The following is a 15,093-nucleotide window of genomic DNA, read 5'->3' as shown; positions in this document are numbered from 1 at the left end:
GAGAGCCACAGCAAAGCTGCCACTGAACAACGGTCCCCTGCCCTGTCATGACGCCGATTACCCACGCCCTGCTGCTGAGCACCGCCCTGTGCTGCAGCGCCACGCTGCTGATGCCGGCGCCGGTCCTGGCCGCCGAAGCCGCACTGGAAGGCGTCGCCTGGCAGCAGGCGGACCTGGCTTATCGCAGCTACCAGAAGGGTCGTTACCGCGACGCCCTCAGCCAGGTCAACGCGGCGCTGCAACTGCGCCCGGAGGTGGCCCGGCTGAACCTGCTCAAGGTCTACACCCTGCAGAAGCTTGGCCGCGCCGGCGAAGCACGCCAGGCCGCCCAGGCCGCCCTCAAGCGCGGGGTCGAGGATCCAGGCTTGCGCGCCGCCGTGACCAACCTGCAAAGCACCCCGGGGGCGGCCAGCGGCGCGGCGCCGTCGGCGGCCTATCAGCGCGCCTTCCCGCTGGCAACCAAGGCCTACGCGGCGTACAACGCCGGCGACATGCCAGGTGCCGCGCGCGACGCGGCACAAGCGCTACGCATCGACCCCAGCCAAGGGCCGTGGGCGCTGCTCTGGCTCGACGCGCTGGAAGCTCAGCAGAAATGGGCGGAGGCCGAACGCGCAGCCGGCACGGCGATTGCCCTCGGCGCGCCGAACGCCAACGACCTCGACGCGCGCCGCCAAACGCTGAAGCGGCGCATGGCCGTACGCCCGGCCGAGCAGGCCTATCAGGCGCTGATCGGCAACCGTCCCGGCGAGGCCGTGCCGCTGGCCGCCGAGGCCGTGCACCTGGCACCGGACATCGCCAGCCATCGCCTGCTGCTGGTGACCGCGCTGCTGCTCGACCAGCAACCGGGCGCTGCCGAACAGGCCGCCAGCGCGGCGCTGGAGCAGGACGACGAAAGCACCGTGATGTGGGTGATGCGCGGCTACCTGCGCCAGCTCCAGGGCAACAGCGACGCTGCCCGCGCCGACTTCGACCAGGCCCTGAGCCAGGACTGGCTCGACGAAGAGCAACTGCGCAACGTGCGCCTGATCGCCATCGACGCCGCCGTGGTGCGCGCCGACAAAACCCGCGCCGATGAGCTGCTGGCGAGCATGGACGCGGCCGACGCAGCGGTGCTCAAGCGCCGCGCCGCCGTGAAGAACGCGCGCAAGCCGAGCACTGCGCTGACCCTCGCCAGCTACCCGGCGCCGCAGCAGTCCTGCCAGGACACGCCCTACGGCACCCAGTGCGAATTGCTGCCCGCCGACAGCGCCATCGGCCCGGCCGGCCCGGCCACCGAGGCGTATGCCGCCTATGCGCGTGCGGACTACCCGGAAGCCATTCGCCAGGCGCGCCTGGCCGTGGCCCAGGCCCCGGACAGTGTCGAGATGCAGCGCCTGCTGACCACTGCGCTGGCCGCCGGCGACAGCCGCCAGGCCGCCGAGGCCGAGCAGCGCTTGAGCGATGCCATCGCACGCGCGCCGAACGATGCCAACCTGCTCATGCAGCGTGGCTACCTGCGCCAACGCACTGGCCAGCCGGCCCGCGCCCGGGAAGACTTCCGCGCCGCGCGACGCACGCGCAATGCGCCGCCGACAGCGATCCTCGACGAGGCCTATGCCACCTCGGCCATGGGCGACAACCCCGGCGCCGTGCGCCAGCTCAAGCACGCCATCGACATGGACGATGCCGGCACCCTTAAGCTGGACGCCGCGCAGCGCTACAACACCCGCAATGCGATTGCCGGCCTGGACCGCGAATGGGGGGCAACCGCAGCCATGGGCTTTCGGGGCTCGCGACCGACCACGACCGTCGCAGGCGCCGGCCTGAGCACCTCGGGCGATGCCGTGTTCAGCACCAACGAGCTGTACTGGCGGCCGACCCAGCTGAACAACCGGCACGGCATGCTCGAAGTGTATGGCCGGCTGACCAACACGCTGTACGACGAGGGCGGCAAGTTCGAATCGCAGAACGTCATCGACCCGTGCAGCGGCGCCTCCAGCAGCGACAACCGCAGCAAGGATGAACGCACCAACGGCGCCAGCTCGGTGACCGGCGTACCCAGCACCATCGGCTCGCTGGGGGTGCGCTACATGCTCTCCGACACCGGCTTCACCGTCGGTCTCGAACGGCGCTTCTTCCTCGGTTCGGCTACCCGCGAGGGCACGGTTTACCCTGCCTCGCGTGACGACCAGTGCGTGATCCAGCAACGCATCCAGGCCGCCAACGCCAGCAACGACCCAGACATCAACGGCCTGCTCACCCGCTACAAACTGGGCGGCAGTGCCGGCGGCTGGCTGTCGTACATCACCTACGGTTTCTACCAGGGCACCGAGCTGCGCCGCGACGAAACCAGCTGGTTCACCATGGAAGGCTATGCCCAGCTCGGCTACGCCTGGGAAGACAACGCTGCGCGCTTTAGTGCCTACGACGTCAACGGTAGCAAACCGACTCGCGAACTGGCCGAGTCCAACGGCCGGCTGAAACGCCAGCAGACCTTCGTCAGCAGCGAACTGCGGGTGGGCCGCAGTGTGCGCCTTGATGCGCTGAGCCCCAACCTGGTCGTCTATCCATACCTGGTCGGCGCCGTCGACTGGATCCGGCAGAAAGACCGCGCGAGCGATCTCAATTTCGCCCAGACCGATTTGATCGACCTGAGCGGTATCGACGCGTGGTCGCTGACCCGCGATGCCAGCACTTGGTCGATGGGCGCCGGCCCCGGCGTGAACCTGCGCTACTGGTTCCGCGAAGACCACTACAACACCCCACGCTCCTACCTCGACTGGTCGATGCAATACCGCTTCGCGATTGGCGGTGGCGCCACCGAGCGAGCCAAGGGCCTGTTCATGAACCTGACGCTGTCGTACTAGCGCCCCGATAAGGATGTTTGCCATGACCCTGTCGCACCTGTTCGCCCCGGCCGCCAAGCGCCTGGGCACGACCCTGCTGGCCGCCACGCTGGGCCTGTCGCTGGCCAGTGCGCACGCCGACGACTCGTCGATTGTGCTGCGTGGCAACGACGGCTGGCTGTTCCCTGGCTGGGGCAGCCTGACCGAGGTCGATAGCCGCGGCATCGACAGCTCCACTCAGCTGATCAAGGACGCCCAGCAGGCCCTCGCCGCACGCCACGTGCAGTTGCACGTGCTGGTGCTGCCGGACAAGACGCGGTTCTATCAGGACAAGCTGCCCGCCGGCAAAAGCCTCAGCCCGCAGGTGCAGCAGCGCTACCAGAGTATCCTCGCCGCACTGCACAAGGCGGGCATCCCGGCGTTCGACGCCGCCGCCGTGCTCGGCCAGCTGAAACAGGCCGGCCAGGAGGTGTTCTACCGCACCGACCAGCACTGGACCCAGGCCGCCGCCGACGCCACGGCCGTGGCCACCGCCGCGCAGATCAAGCGCGACGTGGCGCAGCTGAATGGCAGCGCCGGCAGCGGCATGGCCCTGGGCAGCGAGTTCAAGGAGCGCCGCTTCGGCGACCTGGCCGAGCGCTTCCTTACCCCCGAGCAGCGCAAGCAGACCGGCCGCGAAACCTTCACCGTACGCCGCCAGGCGGCTGCCGGCGGCCTGCTCGACGCCGCCCCGGCGCCGGTGCATGTGACCGGCCACAGCATGGTTCAGCCGTACTTCGGCTACCCACAGAAACTCTCCAACGCGCTCGACCGGCCGGTGTCGGTGAACTGGAAACCGGGCAACGTTGGCCAGTGGGTCATGCTGCTCGAATACCTGGAGTCGGCCGAGTTCAAACGGAACCCGCCGCAGGTGCTGGTGTGGCAGATGTTCGAACCGACCTACGCCCAGGGCCCGCAAGCCACTGGCCTGTGGGACAACGCCTCGATCATCAGCGCCGACGCCTGGCGTGCGCGGCTGCGCGCGGCCAGCGGACAATGATCCATGGCTGACGTCGAGAAACCGCCGAGCCCGTCGCACCGCCGCTATGCCGCCGCGGTGATCGTCCTGTTGCTGCTCGCCCAGGGTTGCGGCATGTGGCTGCTGCTGCGCGGCAAGCTGGAGGCGCAGCAGCTGACCCCGGCGGCGTGGCTCGACGGCAGCGCCGGCAAACTGCTCGACCGCGCCCTGCAACCGCCACTGCAAGCCAGCACCGATACGCTGAACGCCGCGTTGCGCTACCGCCTGCTCGGCGACCTCGGCGCGCAAGTGGCCCAGGGCTGCCCAGGCTGGCTGTTCTACCGCGACGGCCTGCGCGCCCAGCCAGGTGTGCACGGCGCCTACGAGGCGCGGCTGCGACTGATGCGGCACTGGGTCGACACGTTGCGCGCGCAGGGCTTGCAGGTGCTGCTGGTCGCCGTGCCAGACAAGGCCCGGGTACAGCGCGAGGCGTTGTGCGGCCTGCAACAGAGCCGCCTGCTCGACCAGCGCCTGACGCATTGGCAAAGCGCCCTGCGCCAGGCCGAGGTGCCTTATACCGATCTCTATCCGGCACTGGCCGAAGGTGCGGCGCCGCGCTTCTTCCACACCGACGTGCACATGACCGCCGTTGGCGCCCAGGCCGCCGCCGATGCCGTCGCAGCCAGCGCGCTGCGCTTGCTCGGCAGCCGTGGCAACCAGGCATTCGACAGCAGCGCGCCGGGCCCGGCCCGGCCGCGCATGGGCGACCTGATCAGCCTGGCCGGCCTCGAACAGGCGCCGGCCGGCTGGCGCCCGGCACTCGACAGCGAACAACCGGTACACATCGACGCGCGGCGCAGCGGCGGCCTGCTCGACGCCACCCCAGCGGTAGAAGTGCTGCTGGTCGGCAGCTCGAACGGCCGGCGCAGCGAATTCGCCGAACGCCTGGGGCGCAACCTCGGGCGCCAGGTCTGGAACCAGAGCCTGGACGGTGGCCAGTTCGCCGGTGCCCTGCTCGCCGCCCTGAAAAAACGCGAGCGCTGGCCGTCCACGCTCAAGCTGGTGATCTGGGAGTTTTCCGAAATGGCCCTGTCGCTGCCGCTGACTGCCGACGAACAAGCGGTGCTCGCCACCCTAGCGCCAGGAGCGGCCGACCATGCTCTTTAACTCCTACCTGTTCCTGCTGTTGTTCCTGCCGCTGACCCTGGCTGCGCACTACCTGATCGGCGCCGTCAGCCTGCGCCTGGCCGCAGTCTGGCTGTGCTTCACCTCGCTGCTGTTCTACGGCTGGTGGAACCCGCAGTTCGTGCTGCTGCTGATCGGTTCGATTGCCTTCAACTACCTGATCAGCCAGATCATCCTCAGTCTGTCCGGACGCGCCCGCCTGCAACTGCTGGTCACCGGCCTGGGCGTGGCGGCCGACCTGGCATTGCTGTTCCACTACAAATACTTCGTCACCCTGGTCAACTTCGCCCACGACTGGGGCCTGGGCAGTGGCCGGCTCGACGACATCATCCTGCCGCTGGGGATTTCGTTCTTCACCTTCACCCAGATCGGTTTCCTGCTCGACTGCCGCGCCGGCATCGTCAAGGAACGCAGCCTGCTCAGCTATGTGCTGTTCGTGACCTTCTTCCCGCACCTGATCGCCGGGCCAATCCTGCACCACAAGGAAATGATGCCGCAGTTCGCCCAGCGCGACAGCTATCGCTTGCGCGCAGAAAACCTCAGCGTCGGCGGCATGCTGTTCGTCATCGGCCTGGCCAAGAAGGTGCTGCTGGCCGACCCGATAGCGCCCTACGCCGACGCCGGTTTTGCCGAGCCGGGCGCGTTGCAGTTCTGGGCCGCCTGGGGCACCGGCATCGCCTATGCGCTGCAACTGTACTTCGACTTCTCCGGCTATTCGGACATGGCCCTGGGCCTGGCGAAAATGTTCGGCATCCGCTTCCCGCTGAACTTCAACTCGCCGTACAAGGCCAGCAGCATCATCGACTTCTGGGCGCGTTGGCACATGACCCTGACCCGCTACCTGACCGCCTACCTGTATTACCCGGTGGCCATGGCGGTGTCGAACTTCCGCAGCAAGCGCAACATGCCGGTGGGTACCCAGGGCGTGTCGAGCCCGGGCGGCTTTGCCGCCACCATCGTCCTGCCGACCGCCTTCACCATGGGCCTGGCCGGGATCTGGCACGGGGCCGGTTTGCAGTTCCTGATCTTCGGCCTGTTGCACGCCGCCTACCTGTCGATCAACCACGCCTGGCGGATCTTCGTGGTCGGCCGCACACCCGGCGCCAAGCGCCCGCCAACACGCCTGAAAAAGGCCGGCTACGTGCTGCTGACGTTCGCTGCGGTGATCGTCGCCCAGGCATTCTTCCGTGCCGAAAACAGCCATGACGCGCTGCTGCTGGTCGAAGGCATGTTCGGCCTGCGCGGCATCGGCCCGCTGCCTGGGGTAATCTACCCGGCCGATATTGCCTGGGGCGATGCCTGGCGGCTGTTCATGGGTCGCCACCTGCAAGCCTTCCACGTGCTGGCGCTACTGGCCGTGGCCTGGTGCCTACCGAACTCGCACCAGATCATGGGCGCGTTTTCCCCGGCACTGGCGCGCGCGCAATTGACCGGCCCGGCCTTGCTGCGCTGGGCGCCGAACCTCAAATGGCTGGGGATCATGGTGCTGCTGTTGCTGCTGTGCCTGATGAACCTGCACAAGGAAGCGCGCTTCCTGTACTTCCAGTTCTAACTTTTTTGGAGCAATCACCGTGAGCAATGAAGCCATCCAAGCCCAGCTGGCAAGCATCATCGAAGACGTCATCCAGACCTCGGTCGGCGCCGACGACCTGCTGATCGAGTCCGGCCTGATCGACTCGTTGACCGCCGTGGACGTCGTCCTGGCGGTGAAAAGGACCTTCGGCTGCCGGTTCCCGGCCACCGAGATCGACGAACACCTGGAATCGCTGAACACGCTGACCGCCTACGTCGCGGCGCACAGAACGCTCTGACGCTGAGAGAACGCCCATGTATTTCGACTTCGACCGCTGCACCTTCGCCGACCTCGACCACGCCGCCGAGGCGCCGGCCCTGCGCGATGCCCGGCGCCAGCTGAGCTGGGCCGAGCTGCGCGCCGAAACGGCTGCGTGGCAGGCCCGTGCGCTGGCCGCCGGGGTTAGCGCCGGCACCGCGCTGGTGCTCAGCGGGCACAAACAGGTCGAATTCGTGGTGGCGATGCTGGGTTGCCTGGAGCTGGGGGTGGCCTACGTGCCGGTCGATACCATCAACCCGCCGCAGCGCCTGCAACGCACCCTCAAGCAGGTCGGCGCGGGGTACTGCTACGACGCTGCCGTCGACACCTTCGAGGCCACCGGCACCCAGGCGGTGACGCTGGCCGAAGTGGGCCTGGCCTACATCATGTTCACCTCCGGCAGCACCGGCGAGCCCAAGGGCGTGCAGATCGGCCGCGACAGCGTGGCGCTGTTCGCCGGCTGGATTCGCGACTGCCTGGGCCTGGGCGAACGCCCGGTGTTCATGAACCAGATGCTGTTCAGCTTTGACTTCTCGCTGTTCGACCTGTGCGGCGCGCTGGCCCTCGGCGGCCAGTGCGTGCTGTGCCCGCGCGAGACCATCGCCGCGCCGCAGGCCTTCGTCGACTACCTCGCCGACAGCCGCGTGCAGGTGTGGGCCTCGACCCCGGCGTTCGTCCGTCAGCAACTGCTCAACGACGCGTTCGATGCCAGCCACCTGCCGCACCTGCAGGTGTTCGTGTTCGGCGCCGAAGCGCTGACCACGCAATTGGCCGAACAGCTCTGGGAGCGCTTCCCGGCAGCACGCATCATCAATTCCTACGGCCCGACCGAAGCCACCTGTTCGACCACCTGGGTGGAAATCCTGCCGCCGCTGGAGAGCAGTTGCCAGCCGCTGTCGATTGGCCGGGCCAAGCCGTATGCCGAGCTGTTCGTCGAAGATGGCGAGCTGTGCATTGCCGGCGACCACGTGATGCGCGGCTACCTCAACCGCCCCGAGCTGAATGCGCAACGGCTGTTCTTGCACAACGGCAAGCGCGCTTATCGCAGCGGTGACCTGGTTAGCATCGATGGCGCGGGCCTGGTGTATTTCCACGGTCGGCGCGACGAGCAGATCAAGCTCAACGGCTACCGCATCGAGCTGGGCGAAGTGGATGCCGCGCTGGCCGCGTTGCCGGGCGTGCGTGGCGCCGCCACGGTGGCCCTGCGCCGCCCGGACGGCACGCTGGTGCGCATGATCGGCTTCGTCGAAACCCCCGAGACACTGGCGCCGGCCACCCTCGGCGCGCTCCCGACAGCGCTCGGCGAGTGGAAGCAACTGCTGGCAGAGCGCCTGCCGCCCTACATGATTCCGTCGCAGTTGCTGGCCTGTGGGCAGTTCCCCACCAGCGCTTCCGACAAGGTCGACCGCAAGCGCCTTGAAGCGCTGTACCTGGACGCCCGCCTGAAAAAGACCAAGGAGAACGCATGAAGCCTGTCTCAACCCTGCGCGCCGTCCTGCTGCTGGGGGCCTGCCTGAGCGGCAGCGCCCAGGCCGAGGGCGTGCTGGCGCAACTGTATGCGCCCAAGCCACCGGCCGGCTCGGCGTTCGTCCGGGTGCTGAACCCGGCCAGCACACCGATCAAGGTGCAGGTCGCCAGCGCCGACGTGCAGACGGTGGGCCCCACGTATGTGGCCAGCCGCTACGCCATCGTCAAGGGCGGCGAGCACTTCTCGATCAAGGTCAACGGCAAGCTGCTTGGCGAGCTGAGCGTAACCCCGGACAGCTTCAACACGCTGATCGCCCACGCCGACAAGCTGCTGCTGATCAAGGATGTGGCCAGCGGCGAAGACGGTCTCAAGGCCGAGTTGCGCTTCTACAACCTCGCTAGCGACTGCCCTTCCGGCACGTTGCAGGTGGCCGCGCCTGGGCCGACGCTGTTCGAAGCGGTGGGCCCGGCCAACACCGACGCGCGCCTGATCAACCCGGTCAGCGCGCTGCTGACGGCAGGCTGCGGCGAAACAACGAGCCCGGCCTGGCAACTGCCGCCGTTGCAGCCAGGCGACCACTATTCGCTGTTCCTCACCGGCAGTGCGGCCAAGCCGGTGCTGCGCGGCGAGCTGAGCCGCACCGACGCTTACCGCCCATAGGCCTGCCCATGCGCACGATTTTCCGCGACGACCACCTGCTGTTCCGCGACCAGGTCCAGCGCTTCATCAACGAGCGCATCCTGCCGCATTACGCTGCCTGGGAAGCGGCTGGGGTGACCCCCCGCGCACTGTGGCGCGAAGCCGGCGCCCAGGGCCTGCTGAACTCGGCGCTACCGGCACCCTATGGCGCCGATGGCGACTTCGGGCATGCCGTGGTGGTGATCGAGGAACTGGCACGCGCCAACTGCCTGGGTATCGGTTTCTCGATTCACTCCGACATGGTCGCGCCGTACCTGCTCAACCTCGGCAGCACCGTGCAGAAAGACCGCTGGCTAGCGAAAATGGCCGCCGGCGAGCTGATCGGTGCCATCGCCATGACCGAGCCTGGCGCCGGCAGCGACCTCAAGGCCATCCGCACCCGCGCGGTACGCGATGGCGAGCACTATGTGCTGAGCGGGCAGAAAACCTTCATCACCAACGGCGTCAACGCCGGGCTGGTGATTGTGGTCGCCAGCACCGAACCAGAGCTGGGCGCGCGCGGGCTGTCGCTGTTCTGTGTAGAGGAAGGGCTGCCCGGGTTCAGCAAAGGCCCGGCGCTGCGCAAGATCGGCCAGCATGCGCAGGACACCTGCGAGCTGTTCTTCGACGAGGTGCGTCTGCCGGTCGATTGCTTGCTGGGCGAAGCCAATGCCGGCTTCGAGTACCTGGGCCGCGAACTGGCCCGCGAGCGCCTGGCAATTGCCTTGCGCGCGGCGGCGTCGGCCGAAGGCATGCTGGAGCAGACCAAGGCTTACACCCGCGAGCGCAAGGTGTTCGGCAAGCGGGTAATCGATCACCAGAGCAACCGCTTCACCTTGGCCGATGCACAGGCGCGCCTGCACATGCTGCGGGTGTTCCTCGACGATTGCGTGCGCCAGCTGATGGCCGGCACGCTCGACCCGGTGGTGGCGGCCATGGCCAAGCTCAATGCCAGCGAAATGCAGGGGCAGATTCTCGACGATTTGCTGCAGCTGTATGGCGGCTATGGCTACAGCAGCGAATACGGCATCGGCCGGGCCTGGGCCGATGCGCGGGCGTTGCGGATTTTCGGCGGCACCAGCGAAATCATGCGCGAGATCATCGGGCGGGCGCTTTGAGCAACGGCAAAAAAGGGCCGGCCTTACTCCCCGACAAATCTTCCAGCTACTGCTAGAAATACCAGCTGGATCAGCTCCGCGCGCGCAGCCATTCGCGGCGCAGACGTTGTGTTTGCGGGTCGCTACCGAAGGCCCAAGGGTCGACCGCGAAGGCCACCACCTGCTCGGCGCCGGTGGTGTCGGCCCATTCCAGTTGGCGCTTCACACGGGCGAAGTCGGCCGAGCGGGCCTTGAAATCGCTGCCGTCGTTTTTCTCCGACGGTAGTTGCTCGAACAGCTCGACAATCACATCGAAGGTAGCCTGGCGTTGGCGCAGGTAGAGCAGCAGCGGTTCGATGGCCTGGATGTTCGGCCAGCCGGCCACACCGACCCCGTCCTGGACCATGGGCCGCAGTTGCGTGCGGTCGAGCAGGGTTTGCCAGAGCTGCACCAGCGAGCCCTGGGTGTCGAGGGTACTGAAATAGGTGGAGATCGCCGGGACGCCGTGGCCGGCTTGTTGCGACACCTCGGACAGGCCGGCCAGCCAGGTGGCCAGGCGCTGCTGGCGGGCCGGCTCGGCCCAGTGGTACTGCTCGAGTTCGTAGGGGATGTACCAGCCGGCGAAGCGCCGGTGTTGCGACCAGCGCGCTTCGCGCATGTAGCGACTGGCGCTGGCGCTGGAGCGGACGAAAAAGCTGGCTTCGGTGGCGCTGTCCTTGGCGGCGAGGGCTTGCCACCAGCTGTTGTCGTACGGCAGGCCGATGCGCACGCGCAGGCCTTGCTGGTCGGCGCTGTCGAGGAGGGTTTGCATGACGGCATCGGGCAGCAGCCAGTCGGGGTCGCGGCCGCCGTGCAGGCCGACCCATTGCAGGAGGACTTCCTTGCAGCCGAGCTCGCGCATGGCGTGCATGCGTTGCTGCCATTGTTCGCGGGTGAGCTGGAAGTGGCTTTTCCACAGCTGGAGGAAGCTGGCGTCGAGGCGCGGTTGCCGGGCGCAGCCGGGCAGGCTGGCGATAGCGGCCAGCACGGGCAGACTGGCGGCGAACTGGAGGAACTGGCGGCGATTGCGGGTGGCGTTCAGGGGATATCCTTGGCGATTGCAGTTGATCCTGGTGGGGGGAGCTTACCTCGCCACGGCGGTGGGATCGATGGCTATGGCGGCGACCGCCATCCCACAAGAAGGCACCGCACTTCACCTGTGGGAACCGCGGTGCGACGACTCGACGTTGCCGGCGATGGGCCGCATCGGCGGCCCCACGGCAGGCGACTACGGTTTCACCTGCCGCGCCTCAACCCCATCCAGCACTGCATCGGTCAACGCCTTGGCCATCTCCAGCGAGTGCTGGCCCGCCCAAAGCAAGCCCCGAAGCTCATCGCCAGCCTTCTCACACGCTTGAACATTAGTTTCATAGGCTGCCTTGACCAGCACCGAGATGTGTACCAGGGCATCCTCCATATCGACGCCTTCTCTGACGGCGAACAGCGGTGCATGGCTGCCAGAGCAGGAGCCAAAGGTCGCGTGTGCAGTGGTGGGCAAGGTATTGCCGAGGGGTGGGTCAGGAACGATTTTTATCATTGTGCAGCTCCTTGATTGGTGGAGCCGCCACACATCGCTACCAAACGAATAGGTGGCGGCTGTACGCAGGTTGGTAGACCGGGAATCAAGGAACCCGGCGCGCACGGGGGCGCCCCACGCACAGCCGCCATAACACAATTTTGCAGGCACAAAAAAAGCGCCAGCTCATTGGATGGGGCGCTTGTGCGCCTTGATTATTTGCCGGGCTACCAAACCCGGTCGCTGGATTGACAGCGACTGCGGCAGAGTAACGGCCCATAGCAGAACCTTCAAGGCAGAAATCGTTTCAGACCGGCGGGCCTCATCGCTGGCAAGGCAGCTCCCGCAGGTAAGCCAAACCTTCGTGTAGGCGCTGGCTTGCCTGCGATCTGGTGCGGGGCACCAGCAGTCATCTAAAGTGCAGCCTCAGCATTCACCTGTGGGAGCCGCGGTGCGACGACTCGACGTTGCCGGCGATGAGCCAGAGCTGCCCGACACAAAACCTACGGACAGCAAAAATCGCCAGGCGACTGCTCGCTTGGAGAAAATAAAATTCGGGAGAGTAGATGGAGGCAACCCCACCAGCCACACCCCGGCACACGATGTTCCCGCTATGGCTGCTCCCTTCCGGGCCTGACCAGGTTGACGGGTAATCGTTGCGGGGGGACCGATGGGGCCACCACTACGCGGCTCATCAAGCCTGGTTTAGAGCCTTTGGCAGGACGTTGCCGCTTCTGTACGGGCCTTTCACTTTCCACACGGAAGATAGAAAACTGACTCATTGTACGCGACTACCCGTGCATCCTTGCAAGGCTTCTTGTATCACCTTTTTGCCCCCCTTTTGTACCACTTGAGAGACAAGCCAGGGCACTAATTGGTACAACGGTCTATATCAACAATGGACACCTAGGTATGCCCATGCACACCACAGAAGACATGCTGAAGGCCGAAGATCGGACCCACACCTTCGCTGTGCTCCTAACGGAGTATCTGAAAGAAGCATTCAGCTACAAGCGACCTGCAGTAACCCTTGGAATATCTCCTTGTACAGTCTGTGCAAAAACGGCCAAGTACGACCTGTACTTCCGCGTCACTCCGCCCTCCGCCCTAGACTGGGAAAGCAATACACTAGTAGTTTCACGGATTGGCTTCACACAGAAACGCAGGGGCTACGGCAAGGACCTGATGCAGTTTCTAACTGGCGTGGCCCCTAGCCTCCCCTACACCCACATCTGCATTGAACAAGCGAACCTCGATGCTAAAGCTTTTGGCACCAAGCTGGGATTCACCCGACTGGGGGAAAGCAATAACATGCTAGCGTCGGTCGAGGAGGTCTTGAAGCACTTACGCTAGCCCTCTGCGCCACTTAGTTTTCGATTACCCTTCTGGAACATCAGGAAAATCATGCCTGATTGAGGCGAAACCATGAGCTGTCGGGCAAGTGTCATACGATTCGAGCCAACGGAGCCCGCCTCTTTATCCCAGTGGAAACCAACAAAGCCCGACATTTACCACATCTCCAGATGAACCGAAGCGACAGCGTATTTATCTGGAGTACCACCGAAGCTTTGGTCTCGCATCAGAGGACTAGGCCAGCCGCTGGTGCAGCACTCAACTGCAAGGAAATTCTTCTTGCCAAACCAGTTGCAAGCTCATCGACACCGGATTTTCTAGAAGTAAACGCTTCTGCTCCTTTAGCTCGTCAGTATCCAGTTTATTTAACGCCTTTTTTAGCGACAGCATGGCCATCAGCCGCAACTCTTCGGTCTGAAGGTCTTGACTCTCGGGGAAGCAAATCGTGGCTCTTTTCCGATCTTTCCCAGCCATCGACGAAATCCAGAACCCTTCAGCAATACCACCAAGATACAGCCGCGCCATCGAAGCCTGGGATCCCCCCTTTTCGTCCCAATCAAGAACCGATTCGGTTGAGAGAAATGCGTTAGCCTGTTGGGTTGCAGACAACAACAGCGAAGCGATCAACAGCTTTTTAATCATCACTTGTCTTCCATGCTTGATGATGTAATGAATCGAGATGTTACACGAAGGCACGCCGGGGCGGAGCACCCACTGGCATTTCCAGGCTCATCCCCCCTATACAGCGGACAATTTATCCAAAAAAATCTGTGCGACTTTATATGTATAGGCGCGCGTCTTTATCCCCCCTCCCCCTTTACGTTCTTGAAAAAGCCACTACCCGGCCCCCTTCGACTCGCAATCAGGAGATACCGACGGCTCAACGGACCTGAAGTTTCTGTAGAGGCAATGAGTGCTGCAATGGACCTTGCCCCAACGCAACGATAGGAAGTGTTGCAGGAATCGTTGCATAAGAATTGACTTTGATATTTTGCAACGGTAGCCTTAAAACATCTTTAGACTTCAATGCAACACTGCAGATAACGGAGACCATCACATGCGAATCGGCTATGCACGCACCTCAACACTGGACCAAGTGGCAGGCTTTGAAGCCCAGGAAAGGGAGCTGACTGCAGCGGGAGCTGAACGCATCTACAAGGAACAGGTCTCGTCCGTCGCGGCTCGTCCCGAGCTGGAGCGGATGCTGACCGATATACGCCCTGGAGACGTCCTGGTCGTAACGAAGTTGGACCGCCTAGCTCGGAGCGTCCACCACCTTGGCGAGATACTGAAGCACCTAGACAACATCGGCGCGGGGCTGAACATCCTCGGTATGGGCATCGACTCCACCACGGCAGGCGGACGCCTCATGCTCAATGTCCTTGGGTCTGTTGCTCAGTTCGAACGGGAGATGATGCTGGAGCGTCAGCGCGAGGGCATCGACAAGGCCAAGCGCGAGGGCAAGTACAAGGGACGCAAGCCGAAGGGACAGCCGTTGCTGGAACAGATACTGACGATGAAGGCCGAGGGTCTGGGGGACACCGAGATTGGACGGCGCCTAGGCATAGACCGCGCAACCGTCTTCAGAACAAGGAAGGCCGCCGAGACACTAGCCTGACGACGACCACGTAACCCCAACTACGATACCGCGAGCCGCAATCTGGACAGGCTCAGGGCATGAACACGGCCCCCAAGGTGTCCAGCGCATATCCGGGTCTTTGTCGTGGGTGGACCAACAGCGCCTCAAGCACCATGACCCGCTAAGCTACAGGCCACGCCGTTCCTGGGCTGCAGGCGATTTCGTCGAATTGGGGCCAGTCCTAGCAGAAACCACCGTCGAGCCCACGTTGCCGACGTTACCTCGCTAGCCCGAGGCCTTACCCGAGTACTCCCACGACCACCCTGGGCTACTGGCCTCCCTGCAAGCTTCCACATTTAGTGAACCCCGACCCTGCCCGGACTAATCCTGGCGGGGCAACCTCATTTTTCTATCACCAAGGAATACTGGGCCTGTCCCGTGACAACGGACGCCAAGAAGCGATACTTAAGTCGCTCTCTTGGAGGTTGCCATGTACCCAAGTACTCGCCGTAACTACACCGATGA

General features: G+C 64.7%; 13 protein-coding genes and 1 other RNA gene. 10 read left to right on the top strand and 4 right to left on the bottom strand.

Annotation, left to right across the window (positions count from 1 at the left end; all coding sequences use genetic code 11):
- Nucleotides 1-47 precede the first annotated feature (47 nt).
- Genes DCO48_RS10675 through DCO48_RS10640 form a run of 8 tightly spaced genes read left to right on the top strand, consistent with a single transcriptional unit; the run spans nucleotide 48 to nucleotide 10,102 of the window.
- Nucleotides 48-2,846, top strand: a complete 2,799-nt coding sequence (locus DCO48_RS10675) for a hypothetical protein (protein ID WP_116550574.1) — start codon at nucleotides 48-50, stop codon at nucleotides 2,844-2,846.
- A 22-nt stretch (nucleotides 2,847-2,868) separates the two neighbouring features.
- On the top strand, nucleotides 2,869-3,864 hold the full coding sequence (locus tag DCO48_RS10670) for a twin-arginine translocation pathway signal (RefSeq protein ID WP_177410607.1): 996 nt from the start codon (nucleotides 2,869-2,871) through the stop codon (nucleotides 3,862-3,864).
- 3 nt (nucleotides 3,865-3,867) lie between these two features.
- The gene (locus tag DCO48_RS10665; RefSeq protein WP_116550572.1) at nucleotides 3,868-4,989 is read left to right on the top strand and encodes a cell division protein FtsQ; all 1,122 of its coding nucleotides are present in this window, start codon (nucleotides 3,868-3,870) and stop codon (nucleotides 4,987-4,989) included.
- Entirely contained in the window at nucleotides 4,979-6,559 is a 1,581-nt protein-coding gene (locus DCO48_RS10660; protein WP_116550571.1) for an MBOAT family protein, read from the top strand. The genes DCO48_RS10665 and DCO48_RS10660 overlap by 11 nt, the downstream gene beginning before the upstream one ends.
- Before the next feature lie 19 nt (nucleotides 6,560-6,578).
- Entirely contained in the window at nucleotides 6,579-6,818 is a 240-nt protein-coding gene (locus tag DCO48_RS10655; RefSeq protein ID WP_116550570.1) for an acyl carrier protein, read from the top strand.
- A 16-nt stretch (nucleotides 6,819-6,834) separates the two neighbouring features.
- Nucleotides 6,835-8,307 carry an AMP-binding protein gene (locus DCO48_RS10650; protein ID WP_116550569.1) on the top strand — a complete coding sequence of 491 codons (1,473 nt, stop codon included), beginning with the start codon at nucleotides 6,835-6,837 and terminating at the stop codon, nucleotides 8,305-8,307.
- Complete coding sequence (locus tag DCO48_RS10645) at nucleotides 8,304-8,966, top strand: alginate O-acetyltransferase AlgF (RefSeq protein WP_116550568.1); 663 nt, start codon at nucleotides 8,304-8,306, stop codon at nucleotides 8,964-8,966. Before DCO48_RS10650 ends, DCO48_RS10645 begins: the two co-directional genes overlap by 4 nt.
- An 8-nt stretch (nucleotides 8,967-8,974) precedes the next feature.
- Nucleotides 8,975-10,102, top strand: coding sequence for an acyl-CoA dehydrogenase family protein (locus DCO48_RS10640; protein WP_177410606.1), 1,128 nt, complete (start codon nucleotides 8,975-8,977; stop codon nucleotides 10,100-10,102).
- Nucleotides 10,103-10,172: 70 nt separating this feature from the next.
- Here DCO48_RS10640 and DCO48_RS10635 read toward each other — a convergent pair whose 3' ends face one another.
- The 3 genes from DCO48_RS10635 to ffs all read right to left on the bottom strand — a co-directional run bounded on the left by DCO48_RS10635 (nucleotide 10,173) and on the right by ffs (nucleotide 12,309).
- A complete protein-coding gene (locus DCO48_RS10635) occupies nucleotides 10,173-11,108 on the bottom strand; it encodes a DUF4434 domain-containing protein (protein WP_218276120.1) in 936 nt (311 codons plus the stop codon).
- Between the two features lie 240 nt (nucleotides 11,109-11,348).
- Nucleotides 11,349-11,657 carry a DUF3077 domain-containing protein gene (locus DCO48_RS10630; protein ID WP_116550565.1) on the bottom strand — a complete coding sequence of 103 codons (309 nt, stop codon included), beginning with the start codon at nucleotides 11,655-11,657 and terminating at the stop codon, nucleotides 11,349-11,351.
- 555 nt (nucleotides 11,658-12,212) lie between these two features.
- Nucleotides 12,213-12,309, bottom strand: an RNA gene (gene ffs, locus DCO48_RS10625) — signal recognition particle sRNA small type.
- Nucleotides 12,310-12,548: 239 nt separating this feature from the next.
- On the opposite strand from ffs, the gene DCO48_RS10620 reads away from it, so the two are divergent.
- Nucleotides 12,549-12,989 carry a hypothetical protein gene (locus DCO48_RS10620; RefSeq protein ID WP_116550564.1) on the top strand — a complete coding sequence of 147 codons (441 nt, stop codon included), beginning with the start codon at nucleotides 12,549-12,551 and terminating at the stop codon, nucleotides 12,987-12,989.
- A gap of 258 nt (nucleotides 12,990-13,247) precedes the next feature.
- Here DCO48_RS10620 and DCO48_RS10615 read toward each other — a convergent pair whose 3' ends face one another.
- Nucleotides 13,248-13,631: a hypothetical protein gene (locus tag DCO48_RS10615; RefSeq protein ID WP_116550563.1), complete on the bottom strand. Its 384-nt coding sequence runs from the start codon at nucleotides 13,629-13,631 to the stop codon at nucleotides 13,248-13,250.
- A gap of 415 nt (nucleotides 13,632-14,046) precedes the next feature.
- On the opposite strand from DCO48_RS10615, the gene DCO48_RS10610 reads away from it, so the two are divergent.
- Nucleotides 14,047-14,607: a recombinase family protein gene (locus tag DCO48_RS10610; protein WP_116550562.1), complete on the top strand. Its 561-nt coding sequence runs from the start codon at nucleotides 14,047-14,049 to the stop codon at nucleotides 14,605-14,607.
- The last annotated feature ends 486 nt before the right edge of the window (nucleotides 14,608-15,093 follow it).

The sequence above is a fragment of the Pseudomonas sp. SDI genome (assembly GCF_003105155.1).
GTDB lineage: Bacteria > Pseudomonadota > Gammaproteobacteria > Pseudomonadales > Pseudomonadaceae > Aquipseudomonas.
This window is presented reverse-complemented; position numbering and strand designations above follow the sequence as displayed.

Coding starts and splice junctions, on each gene's coding strand:
- DCO48_RS10675 (WP_116550574.1), top strand. CDS start 48: ATGACGCCGATTACCCACGCCCTGCTGCTGAGCACCGCCCTGTGCTGC.
- DCO48_RS10670 (WP_177410607.1), top strand. CDS start 2,869: ATGACCCTGTCGCACCTGTTCGCCCCGGCCGCCAAGCGCCTGGGCACG.
- DCO48_RS10665 (WP_116550572.1), top strand. CDS start 3,868: ATGGCTGACGTCGAGAAACCGCCGAGCCCGTCGCACCGCCGCTATGCC.
- DCO48_RS10660 (WP_116550571.1), top strand. CDS start 4,979: ATGCTCTTTAACTCCTACCTGTTCCTGCTGTTGTTCCTGCCGCTGACC.
- DCO48_RS10650 (WP_116550569.1), top strand. CDS start 6,835: ATGTATTTCGACTTCGACCGCTGCACCTTCGCCGACCTCGACCACGCC.
- DCO48_RS10645 (WP_116550568.1), top strand. CDS start 8,304: ATGAAGCCTGTCTCAACCCTGCGCGCCGTCCTGCTGCTGGGGGCCTGC.
- DCO48_RS10640 (WP_177410606.1), top strand. CDS start 8,975: ATGCGCACGATTTTCCGCGACGACCACCTGCTGTTCCGCGACCAGGTC.
- DCO48_RS10630 (WP_116550565.1), bottom strand. CDS start 11,657: ATGATAAAAATCGTTCCTGACCCACCCCTCGGCAATACCTTGCCCACC.
- DCO48_RS10620 (WP_116550564.1), top strand. CDS start 12,549: ATGCCCATGCACACCACAGAAGACATGCTGAAGGCCGAAGATCGGACC.
- DCO48_RS10615 (WP_116550563.1), bottom strand. CDS start 13,631: ATGATTAAAAAGCTGTTGATCGCTTCGCTGTTGTTGTCTGCAACCCAA.
- DCO48_RS10610 (WP_116550562.1), top strand. CDS start 14,047: ATGCGAATCGGCTATGCACGCACCTCAACACTGGACCAAGTGGCAGGC.